Raw genomic sequence first — 22,422 nt, 5'->3', positions numbered from 1 at the left:
CGGGCTCTCCACAACGCTCGCGACCGTCGCGGCATCCAGACCTGTATGGAACCCACACCCACGCTTCGTGAGACTGAGTCTCACTGGCATGCGGGGTGCGCCGCCACGGAATCGGAGCACCAAAACAGAATCGGATGCCGCGCGCCGCGGCATCCGATTCTGTCGCCCTCCCCCGATCAGGCGAGACGGCCCCGCGCGGTCAGAGATCGACGCCGTGGCCGAAGCGGAACAGCGGGTCGATCGTGTCGAACGGGACGTCGGGACGCGAGGCCTCCACCGCGGCCATCGACCGCGGCAGGTCGAAGGGGAGCCGTCCGCGGGCGACGGCCCGACCCGAGAGCACGTCGAGCAGCGCGGCGGAGCTCGCACCCCAGTTGCCCGTCACCGTCACGCCCAGCTCGACCAGCGGCGTGAGGATCGCGGGACGGTCGAGGAACACGTCGACGACGGTCGGCACGGCAGCCGCTACCTCGGCGACGTGGGCGACGACCTCGTCCGGGAAGTCGAGCGACCCGGCGTGGAAGAAGTTCTCGAACATCGAGCCGCGCTGCTCGTACGGCGCCTGCAGGCGCAGCACGGCGACGTCGGCCTCGCCCGGTGTCGCGACGACCTGCCCGTACTGCGCGGCGAGGTCGGCGTCGATCCCCTCGACGTAGAGCTTCGGCTCGGGCCCGAACGGCACCGCGTCGGTCGCGGCGAGCACCGTGATCGCCGCGCGCTGAGCGGCGTCGCCCGCCGCCCGGAAGTCCGGGGAGCCCACGATGCGATCCGCGGCGTCGACATCGACGTACGGATCGTCGAACAGGCCGAGCAGGAACTTCTCCCGCAGCAGGCGCCGGGCCGAGACGTCGAGACGGTCCTCGGCGACGACCCCGTCGGCCACCAGCTGCAGCAGGATCTCGGTGCAGCGCTCCCCGCCGAACTGGTCGGCGCCCGCATCGAGCGTCTTCGCCATGCGCTCCGCCGGGGTCAGGTGCTCGACGCCCCAGGCGCGGGCCGGGAACGGCGTTCCCATGATCTCGCTGTCGGTGAGCAGACCCCAGTCCGTGCAGACGATGCCGTCGAACCCGAACCGCTCCCGCAGCAGACCCGTGAGCACGCTCTTGTTGAACCCGAAGCCGACCTCCTCGTACTGCGTGCCGACCGGCATCCCGTAGTAGGGCATGACCTGGCGCACGCCGGCCGCGAACGCCGCCTCGAACGGCTTCAGGTGCAGCTCGAACGCGTCGCCGGGATACACCTGCTCACGGCCGTAGGCGAAGTGCGGATCCTCCCCGTCCTTCTGCGGCCCGCCGCCCGGGAAGTGCTTGACCATCGTGGACACCGACCCCGCCCCGACGCTGTCGCCCTGGAATCCGCGGATGTACGCGGCGCCCAGCCGCGCCGACAGCTCGGCATCCTCTCCGAAGGTCTGCAGCTGACGCGCCCAGCGCGGCTCGGTCGCGAGGTCGACCTGCGGATGCAGGGCGACGCGGATGCCGACGGCCGTGTACTCCTGCCGCGCGATGTCGCCGAAGGTGCGCACGAGCTCCTCGTCGCGCGTCGCCGCGAGGCCGAGCGCGTCGGGCCACTGCGAGAACGGGCCCGAGAGCATCGCGGTGCCGGGGTTCTCGGTGAAGGAGTGGCGCGGGTCGGTCGAGATCGTCACGGGGATGCCGAGACGCGTCGAGGCCGCGAGCTCCTGCAGGCGGTTGTGCCACTGCGCGATCTCGCGCGCGGTCGGGGCGACGCCGAGCAGGTTGAAGTGGGTCATGTGCCGCTCACGCACGTACTCGTCGGTCGAGGGGAGCCCGAAGGCGGGGTCGCCGTCGGAGAGCGCGCCGTCGGGGCCCATCGCGATCATCGTCTGGAAGAACAGGCCCACCTTCTCCTCGACGGTCATCTCCCCCAGCAGCAGCTCGACGCGCTCGTCGATCGGACGATCGGCGTCGAGCCAGGGCCGCTCGATCGCGGTGGGCGGGGTCGTCGTGGTGTCGGTGGTCATTTCACTCCCTTGATGCGGTAGACGAGGACGGCGCCGGCGAGGGCCACGAGGGCGCCGAAGAGGTAGTACGTCGTGTAGCCCCCGAGCGGCGTCGCGGCGCCGAGCGCGATGATCGACGGCGCGATGGCGGGGGCGATCGACTGCGGCAGCGCGTTGGCGATGTTGAGCACGCCCAGGTCTTTCGCGACGTCGTCGGGGTTCGGCAGCACCTGGGTCGCGAGGGCGAGATCGACGGAGAAGAACGACCCGGCGCCGAACCCGATGATCGCCTGCGCGACGATGAGCACGGGGATGCTGGGTGCGAAGGCCAGCAGCACGAGGCCGACGACCATGATCAGACCGGCGATCGCGACGAAGGGACGCCGCTTGCCGATGCGGTCGGACAGGATGCCGCCGAGCGGGCTCGACACCATCATGGCCGCCATCGACGCGAGGTTCGCCACCAGGATCGTCGCGATGGCTCCCTGCTCATCGAGGCCGAACTTCTCCACGAGGTAGAACGGGAGGAAGGTCGCGATGCCGGCGTAGCCGAACATCACCAGGAACTTGGTGAGCCAGGTCCAGCCGAAGTCGGGGTGGGCGGCGGGGTTGAACACGAACGAGCCGAAGAACTTGCCGATCGTGAAGCGGTCGACGGGCTTCTCCGTGCGGACGCGGTCCTTGAGCATGACGACGAAGACGACGGCGAGCACCGTCGAGATCAGCGCCGGCACGAGGAAGCGGAGGAAGTCCTCGGCGATGAAGTTCATCAGGAAGCTGCCGCCGAGGATGCCGAGGGGCGTCGTGATGCCCACGAGCCCCGAGACGGCGCCGCGACGGGCCACCGGCACCTGGTCGGGCAGCGTCGCGTTGGCCGCCGCGAGGAGTGCGTTCATCGCCGCCTGCGCGAGGCACCATCCCACCAGCACGACCCACACCGAGGTGGCGGCGCCGATCAACGCGAAGGCGCCGAGACCGACGATCGCCCCGCCCAGGATCCACGGCCGCCGCATGCCCCAGCGCGACGTCGTCCGATCGGAGAGGCGTCCGGCGAGGGGGTTCGCGACGAGGGCGAACAGCGCACCGACGCCCAGGACCAGCCCGAGGTTGCCGGTCGCGGCGGCGGCATCCGTCGAGATGTGCTGGATCTTGAACGCCATCGACACCATGACCGGCGTGAGCAGCGCCAAATAGACGCCGAAGTTCACGGCGGCGAGGCTCGCGGTGTAGCCCCGCGGCGTCTTCGACGGGGTGGTGCCCGGCGTCCGGATGCCGGTCGTTCCGACGGCCGCGGCGGTCGCAGCCGGTGACAGCTCTGTCATGGAGAGTCCTTTCACAGCGATGTGAGGGTGAGACGCGAGGTCTCGAGGGACACGGTACACGAAACCCGACCGATTGGTAACTGAATCCTTCGGGAGGGCAGGGGCCGCAGTAGGGTGGTCTCTCGGGAGGCGAGCATGACGACGAGCACGCCGCAGCGCACACGCAACGCCGCCGCCACCCGCGACCGCATCGTGGAGGCGGCCCGAGACGTGTTCGTCTCGCGCGGCTACCGCGCGGCATCACTGCGCGACGTCGCCGCCGCCGCCGGAATCACGCACCCCGGCCTGCTCAAGCACTTCGCCTCGAAGGATCTGCTCCTGACGGCGGTGATCGCCTCCTTCGACCGCGCCACCGAGGAGGCGCTGCTCGACGGCGACGCCGTCCCCGCGCCGGGCACGCTGATGTTCGCCGCCATCGCGGCGCGCAACGAGGGCCTCGAGGGCTACCTGCCGCTGTACGCCGCACTGGTCGGCGAGAGCTCGACGCGGGACCACCCCGCCCACGCCTACATGCGCGAGCGCTACGCGCGGCTGCGCGAGTTCTCGGTCGTCGCCCTGCGCGACGCGGCCGCCGCCGGCACCGTGGATCCGGCGCGCGACTTCGAGGGCGAGGCCGTGCGCGTCGCGGCCGTCTGGGACGGCCTGCAGCTGCTGGAGCTCTACCTCCCCGACCGCGTCGACCTCGTCCCGTTGCTCACCGAGGTGCAGCACGCGCTCGCGACGCCCCCCGGATGGCACGGGGATGCCGCGGCCACGACCGTGGGCCGGGGAGCTGGGGGGTCTGGGGGTTCTGGTTCCGGGGGTCCTGGTTCTGGGGGGTCTGCGGGTTCTGTTTCCGGGGGTCCTGGTTCCGCCGTGTCCGTCTCGTGGCAGCCGCTCGACTCGGCATCCGCCGACGAGACCGGCACCGACGGCTATCGGGTCGGCCGCGAGCGCCGGGCCCGTATCCTCCGCGACGCGACGGCCCTCTTCGCCCGCGACGGCTACGCCGCCACGAGCCTCCGCGAGATCGCGGAACGTGTCGGCGTGTCCAAATCGGCCCTGCTGCACCACTACTCCTCCAAGGATGCGCTGCTCGGCGCCGTCCTCGCCGAGCGCGACCGGGCCGTCTCGGTCGAGCCCCTGGAAGGACTCACCCGCGCCGCCGACATCCTGCGCGACATCCCCCGCGGTGCCGCCGCCAACGCGGCCACCGCACCCGGACTGATCGAGGTCTACGCGGTGCTCTCGTGCGAGGCCCTGCCCGACGACCACCCGGCTCACGACTACTTCGAGCGCCGGTTCACGCTCGCGATCGACCGCCTCGCCGCGATGCTGAGCGCCGCGCGCGACGACGGCGACCTGCCGGCGCACCGCGACCCCGAGCGCGAGGCGATCCGCCTCGTCGCGCTGTGGGACGGCCTGCAGTACCAGTGGTTGTACGACCGGGAGAGCGTCGACGTGGCCGCGCACCTCGCCGCCCACCTCGACGACATCCTGCCCCGACGCTGACCGCCCCGGGCCGGGGCTGCTGCCGCGCCGCAGCGGATTCGGAGGAGCGCAGCAGATTCGGACCACATGCGCTCCCGCATCCGATTCCGGCGCGCACGTCCGATTCCGCGGCGGCTGGGCGGGCGGTAGGGCTCAGGCCGTGCGGGCAGACGGCCGAAGCGGGCAGGCACACCGGATGCCGCGTCAAGTGCTGGATGCCGCGCGCTAGAACGGATGCGGAGACCGCAAGCGGATTCGGACCAGGGCGGCCCCCGCATCCGATTCTGGCGCGCCACCGATTCCGCGACGGCGGGCCGATGGGCGGGCGGGTCGCCGGAGACAGGTGGGGTGCAGAACAAATCCGTCGACGACCTGTACCGGTGGGGTCGGCGCCGGGGCTCACGCGCGGCCCCGTCGACATTCTCCGCATCTACGGGACGCCCGGGGGCGACGGTCTGGAATCCGTCCTCGAGGGAGACCCGAGGCTGCTGTCGTCGCAGTGGTTCGGGGTGCAGGCAGCCGTCGCGCCGCTCTCGATCCCAAAGATCCGCGACGTACTGTCCCCGACGGGCGCGGACGCCCCGTTCGCCTCCGCCGAGTTCCTCGACGGGGAGAACACGCTGTACCTTCTTGGCTCGTCCACCGGTGCGACGGCGATGGGCGGGTTCCTGTTCCCACTGCTCGACGACATCGTGGAGGTCGGTCGGAAGCGTGCGATGACGTCGCCTGGTGCACGGCTATCGATCCCGCTGGGGCTGATCCTGGACGGGGTCGCGAACATGTTCCGCTGGGAGAGCCTTCCCCGCGTCATGGCCGACGGCGGCGGCCGCGGTATCTGCACGCTCGTCGTGCTGCAGGCGCTGTCCCAGGCGGAGACCAGCTGGTCCGCGGCCGAGGCCTCCACGATCTGGTCTGCTGCGACCGCGAAGGTGCTCCTCGGGGGTGGTGGCGACGCTGACCACCTGGGCGACGTCGAACGGCTCCTCGGGTACCGGGACCGTCAGCGCACGCAACGGTCGTGGAATACCGAGCAGCTCGGCTACTCCACCAGCGAACAGCACGAGCGTCTCCCGCTGATGACCGTCGACGAGCTACGCCGGATGCCAAACGGCACGGGCCTTCTCAGCTACCGCAACCGCCGGCCCGTGCTGCTGGAGCTCGACGGGTGGGCCGAACGCCGCGACGGGCGGGAGATCTCCACGAGCAAGCGCGACCTCGAGCGGGAACAGCAAGCTCACTTCACCGCGCGGGCTCGGGATGTCTAACCGACGCCGGCCCTCGCGCGGCAACACGTACCGCACCGGCTACCTGACCTCGCCGCAGTGGTTCGCGCGCCGCGACCGCTGGTTCCGCGACCAGCTGCAGCTCGCGGGGGAGTGGACGTGCGTCGGATGCGATCGCACCGCCGACCGGCGCGAAATCGAACTGCACCACCTGTCCTACGACGGGGTGAAGAAGACAGCAGCCGGCTGGTACGCCGACGAGTCGCACGAGGACCTGTGGCCGTTGCACCCGGCCTGCCACGAGCTGCTGCACCGGATCATCGACCGCGACCCGCTCCTGGCACGCCACCGCACCCGCGAGCAGGCGTCCACGACCGCGCTGCAGATCGTCAGACGCAAACACACCACCCGAGGGGGAGAAGGATCATGAGCGACGACTTCGACGACTTCACGGTCGACGAGGCCGCGGCGGTGATGCAGGCCGAGATCGACCTCGACAACCGTCAAGCCGCCGCCGAGCTCGACGCCGTGTGGGTAGTGAACTGGCGCGAGCTCGACGACGAAACCGCCCACGACATCTGGATCGACCTTCGCGCGTGGGTGGAATGGTTCACCCTCCGCTACCAGGTCAGCCCCACCGTCGTCCCCGCCTGCTGGTGGAAGCACGGGTGGCTCGTCGAAGAACTATCCGCCCTCCGCAGCGCCCACCGCGCGCTCTTCGACCCCAACGACACCGGCCTCGGCCCCATCGGGTGGCACGAGCGCTACGCCCTCGCCGTCGAACGCATCAAGAAGGCGTCCGCCAGCGCCGGTTGCACCAACGGGCACCAGGAGAGCCGCCCCATCCGCGACTGGTCGGACGCCACCGATGAGACCGAATGGGACCAGTGGATCACCCGCTCCCACGGCTGACAGGCAGCATCTTGGGGTGCAACTCTCTAGCCAGACGTAAAGGGGCTCCCGCTGAACCAGCGGAAGCCCCTTTTAGTGGTGTCGGGTGTCAGCTCCGCGTGATGCTGAGGTAGTGCCGCGCGGAGGACAGATAGGTGGTGGCACCCGCTGCAACGTAGTCAGCGGCAGAGCCGCCGCTGACGTTGTACCAGAACGAGGTGTTGCGGTTGCCGGCGAAGATCTTCGTGATGTTCGTCAGGTTGATGTCACGCTGACCCGTGCCGTAGTACCCGTTGGGAACGCCAGAGGCGGTCGTTGCGCAGGCATCAGTCGTCGCGCAGCCCGGGCCGCGAACGCTGATCGCGAAGAGCGTGAACGTCGGCTCCTGCACATAGAAGGCGGCCACATAAGTGTTGGTCTCGGTGTCGAGGAGAGCGACGTGCTTCTTCTCCGAGCTAACGATCGCGGCGATCTCCGCGGACGTCTGCGTCCCCTTGAGCTGGTTCAGCTTGGCGAGGTTCGCTTCGTCGTTGGCGGGTTCAACGCTGACGGTGTTGATATCCCGCTCGACGATGCCCGTCGACGTGGTCTGACTCGCCGCATCGTCGGCCGCGTTGGCCGCGGTGGCCGTCAGACCACCGATAGAACCGAGGGCAACCGCCCCGAGAATCGCGAGCGTCCTGAGTTTCGTATTGATCTTCACGTATGCCTTCTCTCTCCGGAAATCGGGGGATGACTCCCGACTCTTCAACCGTACGGAAGGGGACCCGAAATCGGATCAACCGAAGGTCTCAATTTGGACGAACTGACATAAGATCCATTATTGGCGATTTGGGAGCGTGCTTCGATTCGTAACTATGGGCACCTTGCTAAGGCTATGTGGACGAGCATGCGGCCATACCCCACGCGCCTAGATCGTCGGCGATCCTCACACGATAGGCGTCAAACCGTTGCTTGATCTGCCACAGTTCGGAACCATCACGGTACCGCTGTAGGAGCTCCTCGGCGCGTCCGGTGAGACGGATGGCGAGGAGGCGAACGATCAGTTGGTTTACGTCGCCGATGAGAAACGTCTCGACGTGATCTGGGAACGCGCCACGGTCAGCGTGCTTGACGGCGTTGTAGTTGTTCGCGATCGCCTTCGCCAATCCGGTCTGGCTGTGGATGTACTCACCCCAACGGATCCCGAGCAGCTCGAGACAGCGGTAGACATAGGTCGCCGTGGTTCGCCTACCACGGTGATACGTGGCGGCCTCGCCGGGTTGCTCGCCGATCAGCTGCCCCGCCGCCTCCAGGCTCATAGACGTCGACATCACGATGTCCTCTGCGAAGCGATGCCGCCGGCCGATGATCGAGACAGCCGGCAAGATGAACCGCTCCCACGCTTCGTAGTTCGAAGCCCATTCGGCGAGACCTTCGGCACCGACTTCCTCAAGCACGAGCAACGGACGCTGAAGCTTGCCCTTCTGCGGTATCGGCTGGGCGCGCTCGCTGATTGTTCGCGCACTAATGACCTCCGCGAAGGGGTGGTCGTAGATCTCGCCGCCCATGAGACGTGCCGCGATTGACCCGTCGCGCACCCGATGCTCACGGAAGGAGAGGCCAGCGCCGAACAGGAAGACGAGCAAATGAAGCACCTTGCGCTGCTCGACTAGATGATCTGCAAACGGATGTGGTTGCTCCCACTCGCTTTCAACGATGACGTTGTCCTCGAGCTCGTGGATGCGTGAGTAGCCGTCCTCGCGCGGGGCGAAACTCCAGGTCGCCCGAATCCGCATACGCGCCTCACCCTGTAACCACTCTGTTGGCTCCGGACTCTCCACCCGGACATCGAGGGCGTTAGCCCGGGACTCCTCGTCACGAGTGGGTTCCGAACTCACCGCTGTAACTCGCGACCAATGATTGAGGCCGTCAGCACGGCTCTGGCAGGTCGTGACCGTCAGCGGATCGGAGAGGGCTCCATCCCGGTCGTGGAGAAGAGCCTCGGTCGCGGAAAAACGACCAGTCCCGACCCGCGAACCTGTTGCGTCAGAATGACCGCTCCAGCGACATCCAAAAAGCTGGACACTTCCGCCTCGAGCGTGAACGAGTACATTCTCAGGCGGCGCCATCCTCCTGAACCACTGGTCGACGTGCTCGAACTGTGGAACGACGAATCCCGGCATATGCGGGACCTCAACCTCTATCCCACTCTCGTCCATCCTGAGCGTGGCACCGACATACGGAGTCTCGGCGACACCATCGACCAGTAAGACAGCCAGGCTGTCGCCAAAGCTCAGCTCGACTGCCACGGACGTCCCCCCTCTGGAAGTCGAAGCCGTCAGGGCGCGGACGGGCCTCACAGCCAACGTATCCAAAACCGAACTGAACCAGCCATTGCGGCGCGCGGGGTCGGCGGCCTGAACAGACATGAGATCCGATATCGACGGTCTCGGCATCGGCTCCGGGGAAGTACGACCGATCGTTGAATTGCACCACCCATCAGCGTCCCAGTCGTTCGCGTCGGCACGGGCGACGAAGATGCGCCGCCGATCGCCGGAGAGGGTGTCTGTGTTGGCGGCGAGGATCCGCGCCTGCGGGTACAGCTGCAGTCACTCGCGGGGGAACTGCTCGAGCATGTGGTTCGGCACCACGACACCGACCTTGTTCACCATGCCGCGACGGCGCAGCTCCATCGCCCCGGCGACCACCTCGGCGGTCTTGCCGGCGCCGACCTCGTGGAACAGGCCGACGGCGGGTTCGCTGACCATGCGGGCCACGGCGGTCTTCTGGTGGGCGCGGAGCTCGAAAGAGGCGACCATCCCCGGCCGGCTGAGCGTTTCCCTTCGGCGGTGTAGTCGCGCAGCACGATCCCGTTGAAGCGACGGTTGTACTCGCTGGCGAGGTCCGCTGCCCGGTCGGGGACGCCACGTCGTAGTGGAGATGCCGCGCAGCGGATGCGGAGACCGCAAGCGGATTCGGACCAGGGCAGCCCCCGCATCCGATTCTGGCGCGCGCCTCCGATTCCGCGGCGGCGGCCCGGGCAACGGCGGGCCCGGGCAACGGCGGCCCCCGCCCGGGGGTCAGGCGCCGGCGGCGGAGAGGATGGCCGCGGCATCCGACTGGACGGTCGACGCGTCGACGAGATCGCTCGCCTGAGCGGTAAGCAGCGCCGTCCACGCGTCGACCGAGGTGGACAGCGTGCCGTTCGCGATCAGCGTCTGCTGCAACTGCGTCTTCTTCTCGGCGATGAGCTGGGCCCACGTGCTGTTCGCCTCGAACGCCGTGACGAGCGGGTTGTCGGAGGCTCCTCCGCGAGCGCCGCCCCCGCCGGCCGCCCCACCGTCGGCCTGCCCGCCCGGAGCCCGCCCGCCTCCCGGCGCGGCCCCGCCGGCCTGACCGCCCCCACCGACGTTCTGCACCCCGAAGGCGAGGTTGTGGTCCCACGCCACCACGGTGAACCGCTGCGTGCTCGAATCCCAGAACAGGTACGCGTTGTTGCCGGGTCCCGAGATGTCGTCGAAGTTGTCGATGGCCTCCTCGAGGGCCAGGTAGGTCGCGAACGAGTCGACGTCGAGCAGCGTGGGGAGCTTCTCGGCGATCTCGTCGGCCGTGCCGTTGTTGACCAGATCGAGCAGGGTGACGAGCGGCGCGTAGTCCTCCGCACCGGCCTCGATGTCGAACGAGGCACTGTAGTCGCCGTCGGCTCCCGCCCAGTCCCAGTTCCCGTCGGCGTTGGCCTTGTAGAGCACCGAATCGGCACCGGCGTCGGGGAAGTTCTCGTCGACCCACGAGTCGTTCAGCGCCTGGACGCTCAGCCGCAGGACCTCCGTGCCGCCGTTGACCGAGAACCTCGTCGCGGCGGACTTCTCGGAGGCGAGACCCGCCGCGGACAGCGCGTCGAGCGCGACGGCCTCGTTCATCGACGTCGACGAGGAGTTGGCGCGGATCGTGAAGTCGGTGACGCCCGACGCGTTCTGGCCGTCGACGTACTTGTCCAGGCGGATGCGCCACGGCAGCGTCGACGCGTCGCTGTCGCTCGTGATCCCCTTCAGGGTCGAGTTGCCCTTCAGCTTGATGCCGACGTTCTCGTAGGCGACGCCGTCGATCGTGACCGTCGCCGTGAGCCACTCCTTGTCACCCGCGGACAGGTAGGTCGCGAGCATGTCGGAGAGCGCATCGGCATCCACCTGGACCGACACCGTGTGGACGGTCGACGTGTCCCAGAGCGACCCCGAAGCGTCCGCGACGACCGTCTCGGAGCTCACCCCGGTCGACGTCGGCATCGACGACACCGTGTCGAGGGCGGCGAGCGAGCCGCAGCCCGCAAGGCCGAGCGTGAGCACCACGGCGGTGGCGGGCAGCAGCACACGACGTGACGGGTGGACGCGAGAGCGGGATCGATGGGTCATGCAGACCACCCGAACATCCGCGCCTATGGTTCACGCCTCCCCGGGCTGTGGAGCGCGGGGAGGGTTCCTATGAACCTGCGATGACGGCGAGGACCGCCTCGCCGTACGCCTCGCGCTTCTTCGCCCCGATGCCCGTGATGCCTTCCAGCGCGGCGACGGATGCCGGGCGCTGCGCGGCCAGCGCCCGCAGGGTCGCATCGCCGAAGACGATGTAGGCCGGCACTCCCTGTTCCTTCGCCGCGCCGGCACGCCACGCGCGCAAGGCCTCGAACAGGTCGCGGTCGCCGTCGGCGACGGCATCCGCGGCGGGGGTCTTGCGTACCCGCGCCGCCCCGCCGCCCTTGCCGAGCACGTCGCGTCGCAACGGCACGGCGAGCTCGCCACGCAGCACCGCCGCACCCTCCTCGCCGACGGCGAGCACGCCGTACTCTCCCCGCGCGACGATGATGCCGCGGGCGAGGAGCTGGCGGATCACGCTGCGCCAGTCCTGGTCGCTGAGGTCGGCTCCGAGCCCGTACGTCGCGAGGGCGTCGTGACCCTGCTGGCGGATGCGCTCGGTCGACGCGCCGCGCAGGATGTCGACGAGGTGCCCGGCGCCGAACGCCTGGTTGCGCTCGCGCTGCAGGCGGACGATGGTCGACAGGAGCTTCTGCGCGGGCACGAGCCCGTCCCAGGTGTCGGGGGTGTCGAGACAGGTGTCGCAGTTGCCGCACGGCTCGGAGCTCTGACCGAAGTAGTTGAGGAGGTTCTGACGGCGGCACGACACGGTCTCGCAGAGGGCGAGCATCGCGTCGAGGTGCTGGCCGAGGCGCATCTTGTACGACCGGTCGCCCGGTGACTGGTCGATCAGGCGGCGCTGCTGCACGACGTCGCCGAGGCCGTACGCCATCCAGGCCACCGCGGGCTCGCCGTCGCGGCCGGCGCGACCGGTCTCCTGGTAGTAGCCCTCGACGGACTTCGGCAGGTCGATGTGCGCGACGAAGCGCACATCGGGCTTGTCGATGCCCATGCCGAACGCGATCGTCGCGACCATCACGACGCCGTCGTCGCGGAGGAAGCGCTGCTGGTGACGCGCGCGGATCGCGGCATCCAACCCCGCGTGATACGGCAGGGCGTCGACCCCCTGCGTGCGGAGGTAGTCGGCGGTCTGGTCGACCGACTTGCGGCTGAGCGCGTAGACGATGCCGGCGGAGCCCGCCGGCTGCGCGCGCACGAACTGCAGCAGCTGCCGGCGCGGGTCGACCTTCGGCTCGATGCGGTACTGGATGTTGGGCCGGTCGAAGCTCGCGACGAAGTGGCGCGCGTCGGGCAGTTGCAGACGCTCGGTGATCTCCTGGTGCGTCGCGCGCGTCGCCGTCGCGGTGAGCGCCATGCGCGGCACGCCCGGGAACCGCTCGGCGAGGTCGCCCAGCGCGAGGTAGTCGGGGCGGAAGTCGTGGCCCCACTGGCTGACGCAGTGCGCCTCGTCGATCGCGATGACGCTCAGCCGACCGCGCTGCAGCAGCGCCGTCGTCGCGGGTGCGCTCAGCCGTTCGGGGGCGACGTAGAGCAGATCGAGCTCTCCGGCGAGGAAGTCCTGCTCGACGCCCGCGCGCTCAGCGGGGTTCTGGGTGGAGTTGAGGAACGCGGCGCGCACGCCGTTGGCCCGCAGGGCGTCGACCTGGTCGTGCATCAGGGCGATGAGCGGGCTGACCACGAGGCCCGTGCCCGGTCGCACGAGCGCGGGCACCTGGTACGTGATCGACTTGCCGCCGCCGGTGGGCATCAGCACCACGGCGTCGCCGCCGGCGACGACGTGCGCGACGATGTCGGCCTGGTCGCCGCGGAACTCGTCGTAGCCGAAGACCTCTTTGAGGACGGCTTTCGGGTCGGTCGACCGCGGCGGACGGGCGACCCCGGCCGCGGGCCGCGCTGCGGGGGCGTGGGCGTGGGCGTGGGCGGTGTGGGATGCCGCGGCGGAACGGCCGGCGTATGCCACGCCCCGCGGTGACGCGGAACGGCCGGCGGATGCCGCGCCCCGCGGCGGGGCGACATCGCCACGAGATCCCGGGCCCTCCGGCGACGCCGCGGTGTCACGCGTGGCGCGCGCGAGGGCACTGGCATACCCGTCGTACTCCGGCGGCGGCGGCACATCGAACTCGTCGGGCGGGGTCAGCTCATCGACATCCCACGGCACGTCCGCATACGGGTCGTCGTCGCGGTGGATCGATGCAGTCACCCGTCCAGGCTAGCCGCGGCATCCGACACCTCGTCCCCCTCCGTCGCCAGCACCCGCCGAGCCGCTACGCGCTGGCCGAGCCGCCATCGCACGTCCGTCCGCGCCGTGGCGGCTCGGGCAGGGCGTGGCGGCTCGCGGGAGGAAGCAAGAAGAGGGCGGGCTAGAGGCGGACGAGCTCGACGGCGCGGACCACGGCGGCGCCCTCCTCGACCGAGGCGGCGAGGTCGACCTCGGCGCGCAGGCGCCAGTCGTGATCGCCCTCGGGGTCGTCGATGGTCTGCTCGACGCGCCAGATGCCGGATGCCGCGGCATCCGCCCGGTCGATCGCGCACAGCCGGGGCGCGCGGGCCGGTCCGCCCGTGAGGATCTGGTCGTGCTCGTCGTAGTAGCGGTCGAGCGCGGCCGGCCAGTCGAGGTCGGGGTCGAGGGCGACCAGCGCGTCGTCGTCCTGCAGCGCCGCGAGCTGCACGCGCCGGAACAGCTCGTTGCGCACGAGCACCGTGAAGGCACGCTCGTTCGTGAGGATCGACGGGGGTGCGGGCGGCACCACGGGAGCGCCGTCCTCGGGCAGCACCGCCGAAGGGTCGACGAGCGCGGACCACTCGTCGACGAGACTCGAGTCCACCTGACGCACGAGCTCGCCGAGCCACTCGATGATGTCCATCAGCTCGTCGGTGCGCGCCTCCGCCGGGACGGTCTGGCGGATCGCGCGATACGCGTCGGAGAGGTAGCGCAGCACCAGCCCCTCGCTGCGCGCCAGCTGGTAGAAGGAGACGTATTCGGCGAACGACATGGCCCGCTCGAACATGTCGCGGACGACCGACTTGGGACTCAGCTCGAAATCGCGCACCCACGGCTGACTCGACGCGAAGACCTCGAACGACTGCGCCAGCAGGTCGGCCAGCGGCTTCGGATAGGTGATCTCCTCGAGCAGCGCCATCCGCTCCTCGTACTCGATCCCGTCCCGCTTCATGGCCGCGACCGCCTCGCCGCGGGCGCGGTACTCCTGCTGCGAAAGGATCGCCCGCGGATCGTCGAGCGTCGCCTCGATCACGCTGAGCACATCCAGGGCGTAGTGGCCGGTGCCGATGCCGCCCGCGGCGACGGTGGTCGCACCGGCGCGACCCGAACTCCTCCAATCCGCACCCGGCTCCCCCGGATCAGCCTCGACAGCGGCGGGAGCGCCCGCGGTGGAGGAGTTCGGGACGGCAGCGGCGCCGGGCCGCACGTCGTCGTCGGGCGAGAGCAGCTCGATGGCGGCGAGCGCGAACGGCGACAGGGGCTGGTTGAGGGCGAAGTTCGGCTGCAGATCGACAGTGAGGACGATGCGCGGGCCGGATGCCGCGTCGCGGTCGACCTCGACGATCCCCGCGTCCACGAGCGTCCGGAAGATCGCGATCGCCCGTCGGGCGAGGGCGTAGCGGCGCTCGCGCGGCTCGTGGTTGTCGAACACGAGCGACCGGACGTTGCCGAAGACGTCGCCGCCGCGACCGATGACGTTGATGAGCATCGCGGCCGTCAACTTCAGCTGCGGCACGAGCGGCTCGGGCGGAGCCGCGATCAGCCGCTCGTACGAGCCCTCGCCCCAGTTGACGACGCCGGTGGGCGCCTTCTTGCGGACGATCTTCTTGCGCTTGGCCGCGTCGTCGCCGGCCTTCGCCAGCGCGACCGCGTTCTCGATCTCCCACTCCGGAGCCATCACGACGACGTTGCCGTGCGTGTCGTAGCCGGCGCGGCCGGCGCGACCGGCCACCTGATGGAACTCGCGCGCGCTGAGCTGACGCATCTTCGTGCCGTCGTACTTGCTGAGCGCGGTGATCATGACGGTGCGGATCGGCACGTTGATGCCGACGCCGAGCGTGTCGGTGCCGCAGATCACCCGGAGCAGCCCCCGCTGCGCGAGCGTCTCGACGAGGCGGCGGTAGCGCGGCAGCATCCCGGCGTGGTGCACGCCGATGCCCGCGCGCACCAGACGCGACAGTGTCTTGCCGAAGCCCGTCGTGAAGCGGAAGCCGCCGATCGCCTCCGCGATCTCGTCGCGCTGCGCGCGGGTGGTGAGGGTGACGGATGCCAGGGCCTGCGCCCGTTCGAGCGCGGCCGCCTGCGCGAAGTGGACGATGTAGACCGGCACCTCGCGCTCGTCGACGAGCATCGTCAGCACCTCGTGCACGGGGCGGCGCTCGTACGAGAAGTGCAGGGGCACCGGGCGCTCGACACCGGTCACGAGCGCCACGGGCCGCCCCGTCCGCCGCGCCAGGTCGTCGGCGATGGGCGTCACGTCGCCCAGGGTCGCCGACATCAGCAGGAACTGCGCCCGCGGCAGCAGGAGCAGCGGCACCTGCCACGCCCATCCGCGGTCGGGGTCGCCGTAGTAGTGGAACTCGTCCATCACGACCTGATCGACGGGGGCGTCCCCGCCCTGGCGCAGTGCGATGTTGGCGAGGATCTCCGCGGTGCAGCAGACGATCGGGGCGTCGGGGTTGACGGACGAGTCGCCGGTGACCATGCCGACGTTCTCGGGACCGAAGATCTCGACGAGGGCGAAGAACTTCTCGCTGACCAGCGCCTTGATCGGCGCCGTGTAGTACGAGCGCCCTCCGGCGGCGAGACATGCCGCGTGCGCCGCGATCGCGACGAGCGACTTACCGGTGCCGGTCGGGGTCGAGAGGATGACGTTCGCGCCGGAGACCAGCTCGATGATCGCCTCGTCCTGAGCGGGGTAGAGCGTCAGCCCCCGCCCGGTCGCCCACGCGACGAAGCCCTCGTAGGCGGCATCCGCCGTCGCCTGCGCGGGCACGAGGTCGGTCAGTGCCGCGGCAGAGGTCATGTCCCGAGTCTGCCAGGCGCCGCCTCCGCTCGGTCACGCCAGCACACCCCGCGACCCGGTCACACCGCCGCACCCCGCGACCCGGTCACGCCGCCACAACCCGCGACCCGGTCACGGCCGCGCGGCTTTGGCGGCCAGCACGTGGCGCGCGGCGTCGTCGACGCGGGCCGCGAACACCGGGTCGGACTGGGCCTTCGCCAGCACGGCGTCGTACATGGCCGGGAAGACGGTGGGATCGGTCGAGGCCAACACGACGTCGATGCCCGCGGCGATGGCGAGCACGGCGCGATCGGCGGGACTCCAGGCCTGCACGGCCTGCGCCGCCGACAGATCGTCGGTCATGAGCATGCCCTCCGGGCCGACCTTCGCCCGTGCGAGGCCCACCACCGTCGGCGAGAACACCGCCGGCGCCGACGGGTCGAGGTTCTGGTAGATCGCGCTCGAGACCATCACGCCCGCCGGCCCGCCCGCGAGCAGCGTGCCGTAGACGGCGATGTCGGGGCCGTCGGCGGTGACGGTCGTGTCGACGACGTCGGCCGTCGTGTCGGTGTTGGCGGTGACGTGTCCGAGTCCCGGGAAGTGCTTGAACACGGGCATCACGCCGGCCGCGCGCATGCCGTCCGCGAAGGCGCCCGCCTTCGCGGCGACGGTCGCCCCGTCGTAGCCGTACTGCCGGCCCAGCCCGCCGATGGGCGGGTTGTCGAACCGGGTCGCCGCGCTCGTGACGATGTCGGCGACCGGGGCCAGGTTCAGCGTCACGCCCGCGGCGGCGATCTGACCGCCCCACGTGGTCGCCGCGGCGCGGAGCTGGTCGTCAGGCAGATCCGCCTGCCGGATCGCGTAGGGCATGTCGTCGAACCCGGGCCCCGTGAGCACCTGCACCTCGCCGCCCTCCTGATCGGTCGACACCCACAGGGGGATGCCGTCGGCGTCCGCCGTCGTGAACGAACCGACCACCCTCGCCACGGCCTGGGCGCCCGCCTGCGAACGCCCGTGCAGGAAGATGCCGCCCGCGTGCCGGTCGACCACCGCCGAGAGCGTGTCGGGAGTGACGGCGTCGACCGCCGTTCCGACGATGAACAGCTGTCCGACGCGCTGGCGCAGGTCCAGTCCGGCCAGGGGGTCGGGCGTCGCGGTCGGCGAGGGGGTCGGCGCGGGCGTCGCGGTCGGGGTCGACGTCGGCGAGGGCGACGGGGACGGACCGTAGGCCCCGCATCCCGAGAGCAGGAGCGCGGTCGCCGCGACGACCGCTCCCACGCAGACGAGGAGGCGCGGACGGCGGCGGGCAGAGCGGGGGGTCATGCCGCCATCCTCCCCGCTCGCGCCTCCCGACGACAGCCCTGGCGGAACAGGCGACGACGCGCCTACGTTGGGGAGGACACATCGACCCGACAGGAGCGTCATGACCGACGACGTCCGCATCTCACGCAACGACGAGAAGGACCGCTACGAGATCCTCGTCGACGGCGACATCGCCGGCTACACCGAGTTCGAGGAGGATACCGAGGGGCGTCTGGTCTTCCCGCACACCGAGATCGATCCGGCCTACGGCGGTCGGGGCCTCGGCACGAAGCTGGTCGCGGCGGCGATGGCGGACGAGGCCGCCCGGGGCGACGTGGTGGTGCCGGTCTGCCCGTTCATCGTCACCTACCTGCAGAAGCACGAGGTCCCCGGGCTGAAGGCGGTGTGGCGCGAACGCGACGTCGAGACGGCGGAGCACGCGTCGACGGCGGAGCCCACCCCGGGCGACGAAGGCGTGGGAACGCCGCGCGGATGACCCGCCTCGACGACGCCCCGCCCGACGTAGCCGGCCCGGCGGTCTGCGACGGTCCGCGGGCGTTGCTGCTGGAAGCCCGCGAGGTCCCGCTCGGCGGGGTTCGCGCCATGGAGGTGCACCGGAGCCTGCCGCAGCGGGCGCTGCCCCTGGTCGGCGCGTGGTGCTTCCTCGACCGGTTCGGCCCGCAGACGGCGCGCATGCGCGTCGAGCCGCATCCGCACATCGGCCTGCAGACGGTCACCTGGCCGCTCGTGGGCGAGGTGCGCCACCGCGACACCCTCGGCAGCGACGTCGTCGTGCGCCGCGGGGTGCTCAACCTGATGACCAGCGGCGCCGGCATCGCCCACTCCGAGTACTCGGTCGGCGAGGAGGCGGTGGCCCTCGACGCCCTGCAGCTGTGGGTCGCGCTGCCCGAGTCGCGCCGCCACGGCGCCGCCGCCTTCGAGCGCCACGACGACCTGCCCGTGACGACGATCCCCGACGTCGCCGGCGGGACGGGCGCCACCGCAACGGTCGTGGTGGGCTCGTTCGCCGGGGCGACCTCGCCCGCGACGATGTACACCCCGATCGTCGGCGCCGAGCTCCACCTCCCGGCCGGCTCCCGCGTCCGGCTCCCGCTCGAACCGTCGTGGGAGTACGCGCTGGTCGGCATCGACGGCACCCCCGAGGTGTGGGCGACAGCGGATGCCGCGACCGCCCTGCCCGACCAGGGCCTGCTGTACCTCGGCATCCACCGCGACGGCGTCGAGGTCACCGCGGTGCGCGAGACGACGCTCTTCCTGCTGGGCGGGGAGCCGTTCGAAGCCGACATCGTGATGTGGTGGAACTTCGTGGCGCGTTCGCACGAGGAGATCGTCGCGGCCCGGGCGGCGTGGGAGGCCGAGGCGGAGGACGCCCCGACGCCCGCGCCACAGGCGCGCTTCGGTCACGTCGTCGGGCACGGCGCCGAGCGGGTGCCCGCACCGCCGCTTCCCGCGGTGCGGCTGACACCGCGGCGGCGCAGCATCTGAGCATTTTTCCCGGCCTGAACCCCGGGGACGCGCGGCTACGCTGGGATCGTGGCCCGAAACACCGTCCTGTCGACGCGCGTCCTGCTGGTGTGCGCGGCCATCGGTGTGGCCACCGGCATCCTCGGCGGCATCGCCGGACTCGTCACGCCGGTGGTGCTCGCGGTGCCCGGCCTCGCCATCGTCTACGGGCTCGTCCTCGGGGCGCACGTGCTCCCCGGGATCGTCGCGCAGGAGGTGCTGCGGCTGCCGCTCGTGGCCCTGCTCACGCACGTGCTCGCCGCGCTGGTCGCCAGCGCGTTCGCCCCCGTGTGGACGATGCGGTTCCTCGGCACGGCCCTGCTGTTCGGCGCCATCCAGGAGGGGGTCGCGGCCCTCACGCGCTATCGCGCCTGGGGAGCGTGGCGCTTCTTCATCTCCGCGGCGGTCATCGGCGTGCTCGTGGCGGTCGTCGTCTTCTTCGCGGCGCATCTGAGCGCCTACGCCCTGTGGGCCCAGATCGCCTACCTCGCCCTGTCCGTGTGCGGTCCCGTCGCGTGGACGGCGATCGGCCTGGGCGTCGGAGCCTCGCTGCGGCGCGCCGGCGTGGCGCGGCAGACCGTCCGGCGCTGACGACTGTTGGCCGCTGAGGTTAGGCTGGGCTAACCTGGGAGCGACCCTCTGCCCGACCGCTGGGATGATCCGTGACCTCTGCCGTCTTCGGAGCGGAAGCCGCTGCTCCCGCCGGCCGTGAGCCTGCTCCGCTGCTGCGCGTGCGCGATCTCGCGATCCGGCATGAGGGCGCGGATGCCGATGCCCCGGCATCCGCCACGTTCGACGTGGCGCGCGGTGAGGTGGTGCTGCTGCTCGGACCCAGCGGCGCCGGGAAGTCCACGCTGGCGCTCGCCCTCAACGGCCTCATCCCGCACGCCGTGCCCGCCGCCCTCTCCGGCACCGTCGAGGTCGCCGGGCTCGACACCGCCACGACGCCCGTGGCCCGGCTGAGCACGCACGTGGGCATGGTCTTCCAGGACCCGGACGCACAGCTGGTGACCGGCACGCTGCTCGACGAAGTGGCGTTCGGTCCCGAGAATCTGCGGCTGCCGGTCGACGAGGTGCTGACCCGGGCCGAGGAGGCGTTGCGCCGCGTCGGCCTGTGGGAGCGCCGCCACGAGAACCCCGACCGTCTGAGCGGCGGCGGCCGGCAGCGGCTCGCGATCGCGTGCGCCCTGGCGATGGGCTCGCCCCTGCTCGTTCTCGACGAGCCCACGGCCAACCTCGACCCGCAGGGCATCGAGGAGGTCTACGCCGCACTGGGCGACCTCGTCGCCGCCGGCGACCGGGCGATCCTGCTGGTCGAGCACAACCTCGACGCCGTCGTGGGGATCACCGACCGGGTCGTCGTGCTCGACCACGTCGGGCGCACCGTCGCGGACGGCACCGTCGACGACGTGCTCCGCGCCCGCGCCGCCGAGCTGCACGAGATGGGCGTGTGGCTGCCCGTGTCGACCCTCGCCGCCCTCCGCCTGCGCGCGGCCGGCTGGACGCTCGACCCCCTCCCCCTCGAATCCGCCGAGCTGCACGCCGCCCTGGAGTCGGCCGACACATCCGCGGGCGGCGGTCTGCACGACTCCGCCTCGACGGCGGCCACCGCCGGCTCCGACCCCTCCGAAGGCTCGTCCAGGCGGAGTCGTGCAGACGATGCGGAGGCCCCGGGCGCGGCATCCCCCGTCATCCGTGCGCGCGGGCTGCGAACGCGCCGCGGGCGCCGCGAGATCCTCCACGGCATCGACCTCGACGTCGACGCCGGCGCGTTCGTCGCGATCGTCGGCGCGAACGGCGCCGGCAAGACGACGCTCCTGCAGTCGCTCGCGGGAGTCATCCCCGTCCCGCGCGGGCAGGTCACCGTGGACGGCGTCGACGTGGGCCGCACCGACCTGCGCACCCTGTCACGGCGGATCGGCTTCGTCTTCCAGAATCCCGAACACCAGTTCATCGCCCACACGGTGTACGACGAGCTCGCCCACGGCCTGCGCCGACAGCGGCTGCCCGAGGAGGAGGTGCGCGAGCGCGCGTTCGACGTGCTGCGCCGGTTCGGCCTCGAGGACAAGGCCGAGGTCCACCCGTTCCTGCTCTCGGGCGGCCAGAAGCGCCGCCTCTCGGTCGGCACGGCTCTGGTCGCGGGCGCACCGGTGCTCGCGCTCGACGAGCCGACGTTCGGTCAGGACCGCGCACGCGCCGACGAGCTGATGGGCCTGCTGAGCGACCTCAGCGCCGAAGGCACGACCATCCTCGTCGTCACCCATGACATGCAACTGGTCACCGAGCACGCGCACCGCACGATCGTCGTGGGCGACGGGCGCATCATCGCGGATGCCGCGACACCCGCCGTGTTCGCCGACGACGATCTGCTCCGCTCGGCGGGGCTGCGACAGCCTCCCCTGCGCCGCGCGTTCGCCGGCCTGACGCGGCATCCTTCCCTCGCCGGCGTCACCCGACTCGCCGATCTGCCGGCGGCGGATGCCGCGGGGAGGGCGGCGCGGTGAGCGCGACGACCGTCGACCCCTGGGCCCGCGTCGACGCGGGCGGGCTCCTCGCGGGGCTGAACCCGCTCGCGAAGCTCGCGGCACCGCTGCCGGCGATGGTGCTCCTCGTCTTCGCGCGCGACCTCGCGACCCCGCTCGCGTTCCTCGCGCTCGCCTGTGCGGTCATCCTCGCCGGCACCCGCATCACCCGGCGGATCGCGCTGCTGCTGCTCGTGGCGGTGCCGGTCGCGGCGATCGTGATCGGCCTGTCGATGAGCCTGTGGACCGATCCGGCGCGCGTCGGCGGCGACGTCGTCGCCCGCATCGGCGACTGGAGCCTCACGACCGGTGCGCTGACCGTCGGGTTCGCGACGGGTCTGCGCCTGGCGGCGATCGTCGCGCTCGCGCTCATCGCGGGGCTGACGACCACCGGACCCGATCTCGTGCGGGCGAGCGTGCAGCAGCTGCGGGTGCCGTACCGCATCGGCTACACCGCGCTGGCCGCGTTCCGCTTCGTCCCGAGGTTCGGGCACGAACTCGACGTCATCCGCCAGGCCCACCGCGTGCGGGGGTCGCACGGCGGCCGCGGCCCCGTCGCCGCGCTCGCGCGCTGGTGGGGCTACCTCGTGCCGCTGCTGGCGGGCGCGATCCGGCACGCCGAGCGGGTCGCCCTCGCGATGGATGCGCGCGCCTTCGGCGCCCACCCCGACCGCACCGAACGGCACCTCGTCCCGTGGCGCCGACGCGACACGGTGTTCGTCGCCGTCTTCTGGCTGACCAGTGCCGTCATCCTCGTCGCCCTCTTCCCGTGGGCACCCTGATCCGTCGC

18 protein-coding genes are annotated in these 22,422 nt (G+C 71.0%); 9 read left to right on the top strand and 9 right to left on the bottom strand.

The annotated features are described in order from the left end of the window. Nucleotides 1-199: 199 nt before the first annotated feature. Complete coding sequence (locus MHO01S_RS04870; protein WP_060961090.1) at nucleotides 200-1,984, bottom strand: glycoside hydrolase family 3 protein; 1,785 nt, start codon at nucleotides 1,982-1,984, stop codon at nucleotides 200-202. Then, complete coding sequence (locus MHO01S_RS04865) at nucleotides 1,981-3,285, bottom strand: MFS transporter (RefSeq protein ID WP_060961091.1); 1,305 nt, start codon at nucleotides 3,283-3,285, stop codon at nucleotides 1,981-1,983. The genes MHO01S_RS04870 and MHO01S_RS04865 overlap by 4 nt, the downstream gene beginning before the upstream one ends. A gap of 135 nt (nucleotides 3,286-3,420) precedes the next feature. On the opposite strand from MHO01S_RS04865, the gene MHO01S_RS04860 reads away from it, so the two are divergent. The 4 genes from MHO01S_RS04860 (at nucleotide 3,421) to MHO01S_RS04845 (ending at nucleotide 6,890) form a co-directional block, all read left to right on the top strand. Then, a complete protein-coding gene (locus MHO01S_RS04860) occupies nucleotides 3,421-4,776 on the top strand; it encodes a TetR/AcrR family transcriptional regulator (protein ID WP_061781916.1) in 1,356 nt (451 codons plus the stop codon). Nucleotides 4,777-5,135: 359 nt separating this feature from the next. Further along, entirely contained in the window at nucleotides 5,136-6,020 is an 885-nt protein-coding gene (locus MHO01S_RS04855; protein ID WP_060961093.1) for a type IV secretory system conjugative DNA transfer family protein, read from the top strand. Then, nucleotides 6,013-6,408 carry a hypothetical protein gene (locus tag MHO01S_RS04850; RefSeq protein ID WP_060961094.1) on the top strand — a complete coding sequence of 132 codons (396 nt, stop codon included), beginning with the start codon at nucleotides 6,013-6,015 and terminating at the stop codon, nucleotides 6,406-6,408. Before MHO01S_RS04855 ends, MHO01S_RS04850 begins: the two co-directional genes overlap by 8 nt. Next, nucleotides 6,405-6,890, top strand: coding sequence for a hypothetical protein (locus tag MHO01S_RS04845; RefSeq protein ID WP_060961095.1), 486 nt, complete (start codon nucleotides 6,405-6,407; stop codon nucleotides 6,888-6,890). The genes MHO01S_RS04850 and MHO01S_RS04845 overlap by 4 nt, the downstream gene beginning before the upstream one ends. A gap of 88 nt (nucleotides 6,891-6,978) precedes the next feature. On the opposite strand, the gene MHO01S_RS04840 is transcribed toward MHO01S_RS04845, so the two are convergent. The 7 genes from MHO01S_RS04840 to MHO01S_RS04810 form a co-directional block, all read right to left on the bottom strand. Further along, nucleotides 6,979-7,572 carry a hypothetical protein gene (locus MHO01S_RS04840; protein ID WP_060961096.1) on the bottom strand — a complete coding sequence of 198 codons (594 nt, stop codon included), beginning with the start codon at nucleotides 7,570-7,572 and terminating at the stop codon, nucleotides 6,979-6,981. Nucleotides 7,573-7,744: 172 nt separating this feature from the next. Continuing rightward, nucleotides 7,745-9,160 (bottom strand): ApeA N-terminal domain 1-containing protein, encoded by a 1,416-nt coding sequence (locus MHO01S_RS16630; RefSeq protein WP_231735211.1) that lies wholly within the window; start codon nucleotides 9,158-9,160, stop codon nucleotides 7,745-7,747. A gap of 300 nt (nucleotides 9,161-9,460) precedes the next feature. Beyond that, nucleotides 9,461-9,670 carry a hypothetical protein gene (locus tag MHO01S_RS16995; protein ID WP_060961098.1) on the bottom strand — a complete coding sequence of 70 codons (210 nt, stop codon included), beginning with the start codon at nucleotides 9,668-9,670 and terminating at the stop codon, nucleotides 9,461-9,463. Nucleotides 9,671-9,931: 261 nt separating this feature from the next. Beyond that, on the bottom strand, nucleotides 9,932-11,260 hold the full coding sequence (locus MHO01S_RS04825) for a CotH kinase family protein (RefSeq protein ID WP_157553732.1): 1,329 nt from the start codon (nucleotides 11,258-11,260) through the stop codon (nucleotides 9,932-9,934). 67 nt (nucleotides 11,261-11,327) lie between these two features. After that, nucleotides 11,328-13,478 (bottom strand): DNA helicase RecQ, encoded by a 2,151-nt coding sequence (recQ, locus tag MHO01S_RS04820; RefSeq protein ID WP_061781914.1) that lies wholly within the window; start codon nucleotides 13,476-13,478, stop codon nucleotides 11,328-11,330. A gap of 160 nt (nucleotides 13,479-13,638) precedes the next feature. Continuing rightward, nucleotides 13,639-16,305, bottom strand: coding sequence for a DEAD/DEAH box helicase (locus MHO01S_RS04815; protein WP_061781913.1), 2,667 nt, complete (start codon nucleotides 16,303-16,305; stop codon nucleotides 13,639-13,641). 111 nt (nucleotides 16,306-16,416) lie between these two features. After that, a complete protein-coding gene (locus MHO01S_RS04810; RefSeq protein ID WP_082808031.1) occupies nucleotides 16,417-17,607 on the bottom strand; it encodes a glycoside hydrolase family 3 N-terminal domain-containing protein in 1,191 nt (396 codons plus the stop codon). Between the two features lie 100 nt (nucleotides 17,608-17,707). Here MHO01S_RS04810 and MHO01S_RS04805 point away from each other — a divergent pair, with 100 nt between their 5' ends. The 5 genes from MHO01S_RS04805 (at nucleotide 17,708) to MHO01S_RS04785 (ending at nucleotide 22,414) form a co-directional block, all read left to right on the top strand. Next, nucleotides 17,708-18,082 (top strand): GNAT family N-acetyltransferase, encoded by a 375-nt coding sequence (locus tag MHO01S_RS04805; protein ID WP_060961102.1) that lies wholly within the window; start codon nucleotides 17,708-17,710, stop codon nucleotides 18,080-18,082. Next, on the top strand, nucleotides 18,079-19,092 hold the full coding sequence (locus MHO01S_RS04800) for a pirin family protein (protein ID WP_061781912.1): 1,014 nt from the start codon (nucleotides 18,079-18,081) through the stop codon (nucleotides 19,090-19,092). Before MHO01S_RS04805 ends, MHO01S_RS04800 begins: the two co-directional genes overlap by 4 nt. 48 nt (nucleotides 19,093-19,140) lie before the next feature. After that, complete coding sequence (locus tag MHO01S_RS04795) at nucleotides 19,141-19,701, top strand: ECF transporter S component (RefSeq protein ID WP_060961104.1); 561 nt, start codon at nucleotides 19,141-19,143, stop codon at nucleotides 19,699-19,701. Between the two features lie 71 nt (nucleotides 19,702-19,772). Continuing rightward, on the top strand, nucleotides 19,773-21,614 hold the full coding sequence (locus MHO01S_RS04790; protein ID WP_061781911.1) for an ABC transporter ATP-binding protein: 1,842 nt from the start codon (nucleotides 19,773-19,775) through the stop codon (nucleotides 21,612-21,614). Then, a complete protein-coding gene (locus MHO01S_RS04785; protein WP_061781910.1) occupies nucleotides 21,611-22,414 on the top strand; it encodes an energy-coupling factor transporter transmembrane component T family protein in 804 nt (267 codons plus the stop codon). The genes MHO01S_RS04790 and MHO01S_RS04785 overlap by 4 nt, the downstream gene beginning before the upstream one ends. Nucleotides 22,415-22,422: the final 8 nt, after the last annotated feature.

Source organism: Microbacterium hominis NBRC 15708 (assembly GCF_001592125.1).
GTDB classification, from domain to species: Bacteria; Actinomycetota; Actinomycetes; order Actinomycetales; family Microbacteriaceae; genus Microbacterium; species Microbacterium hominis.
This window is presented reverse-complemented; position numbering and strand designations above follow the sequence as displayed.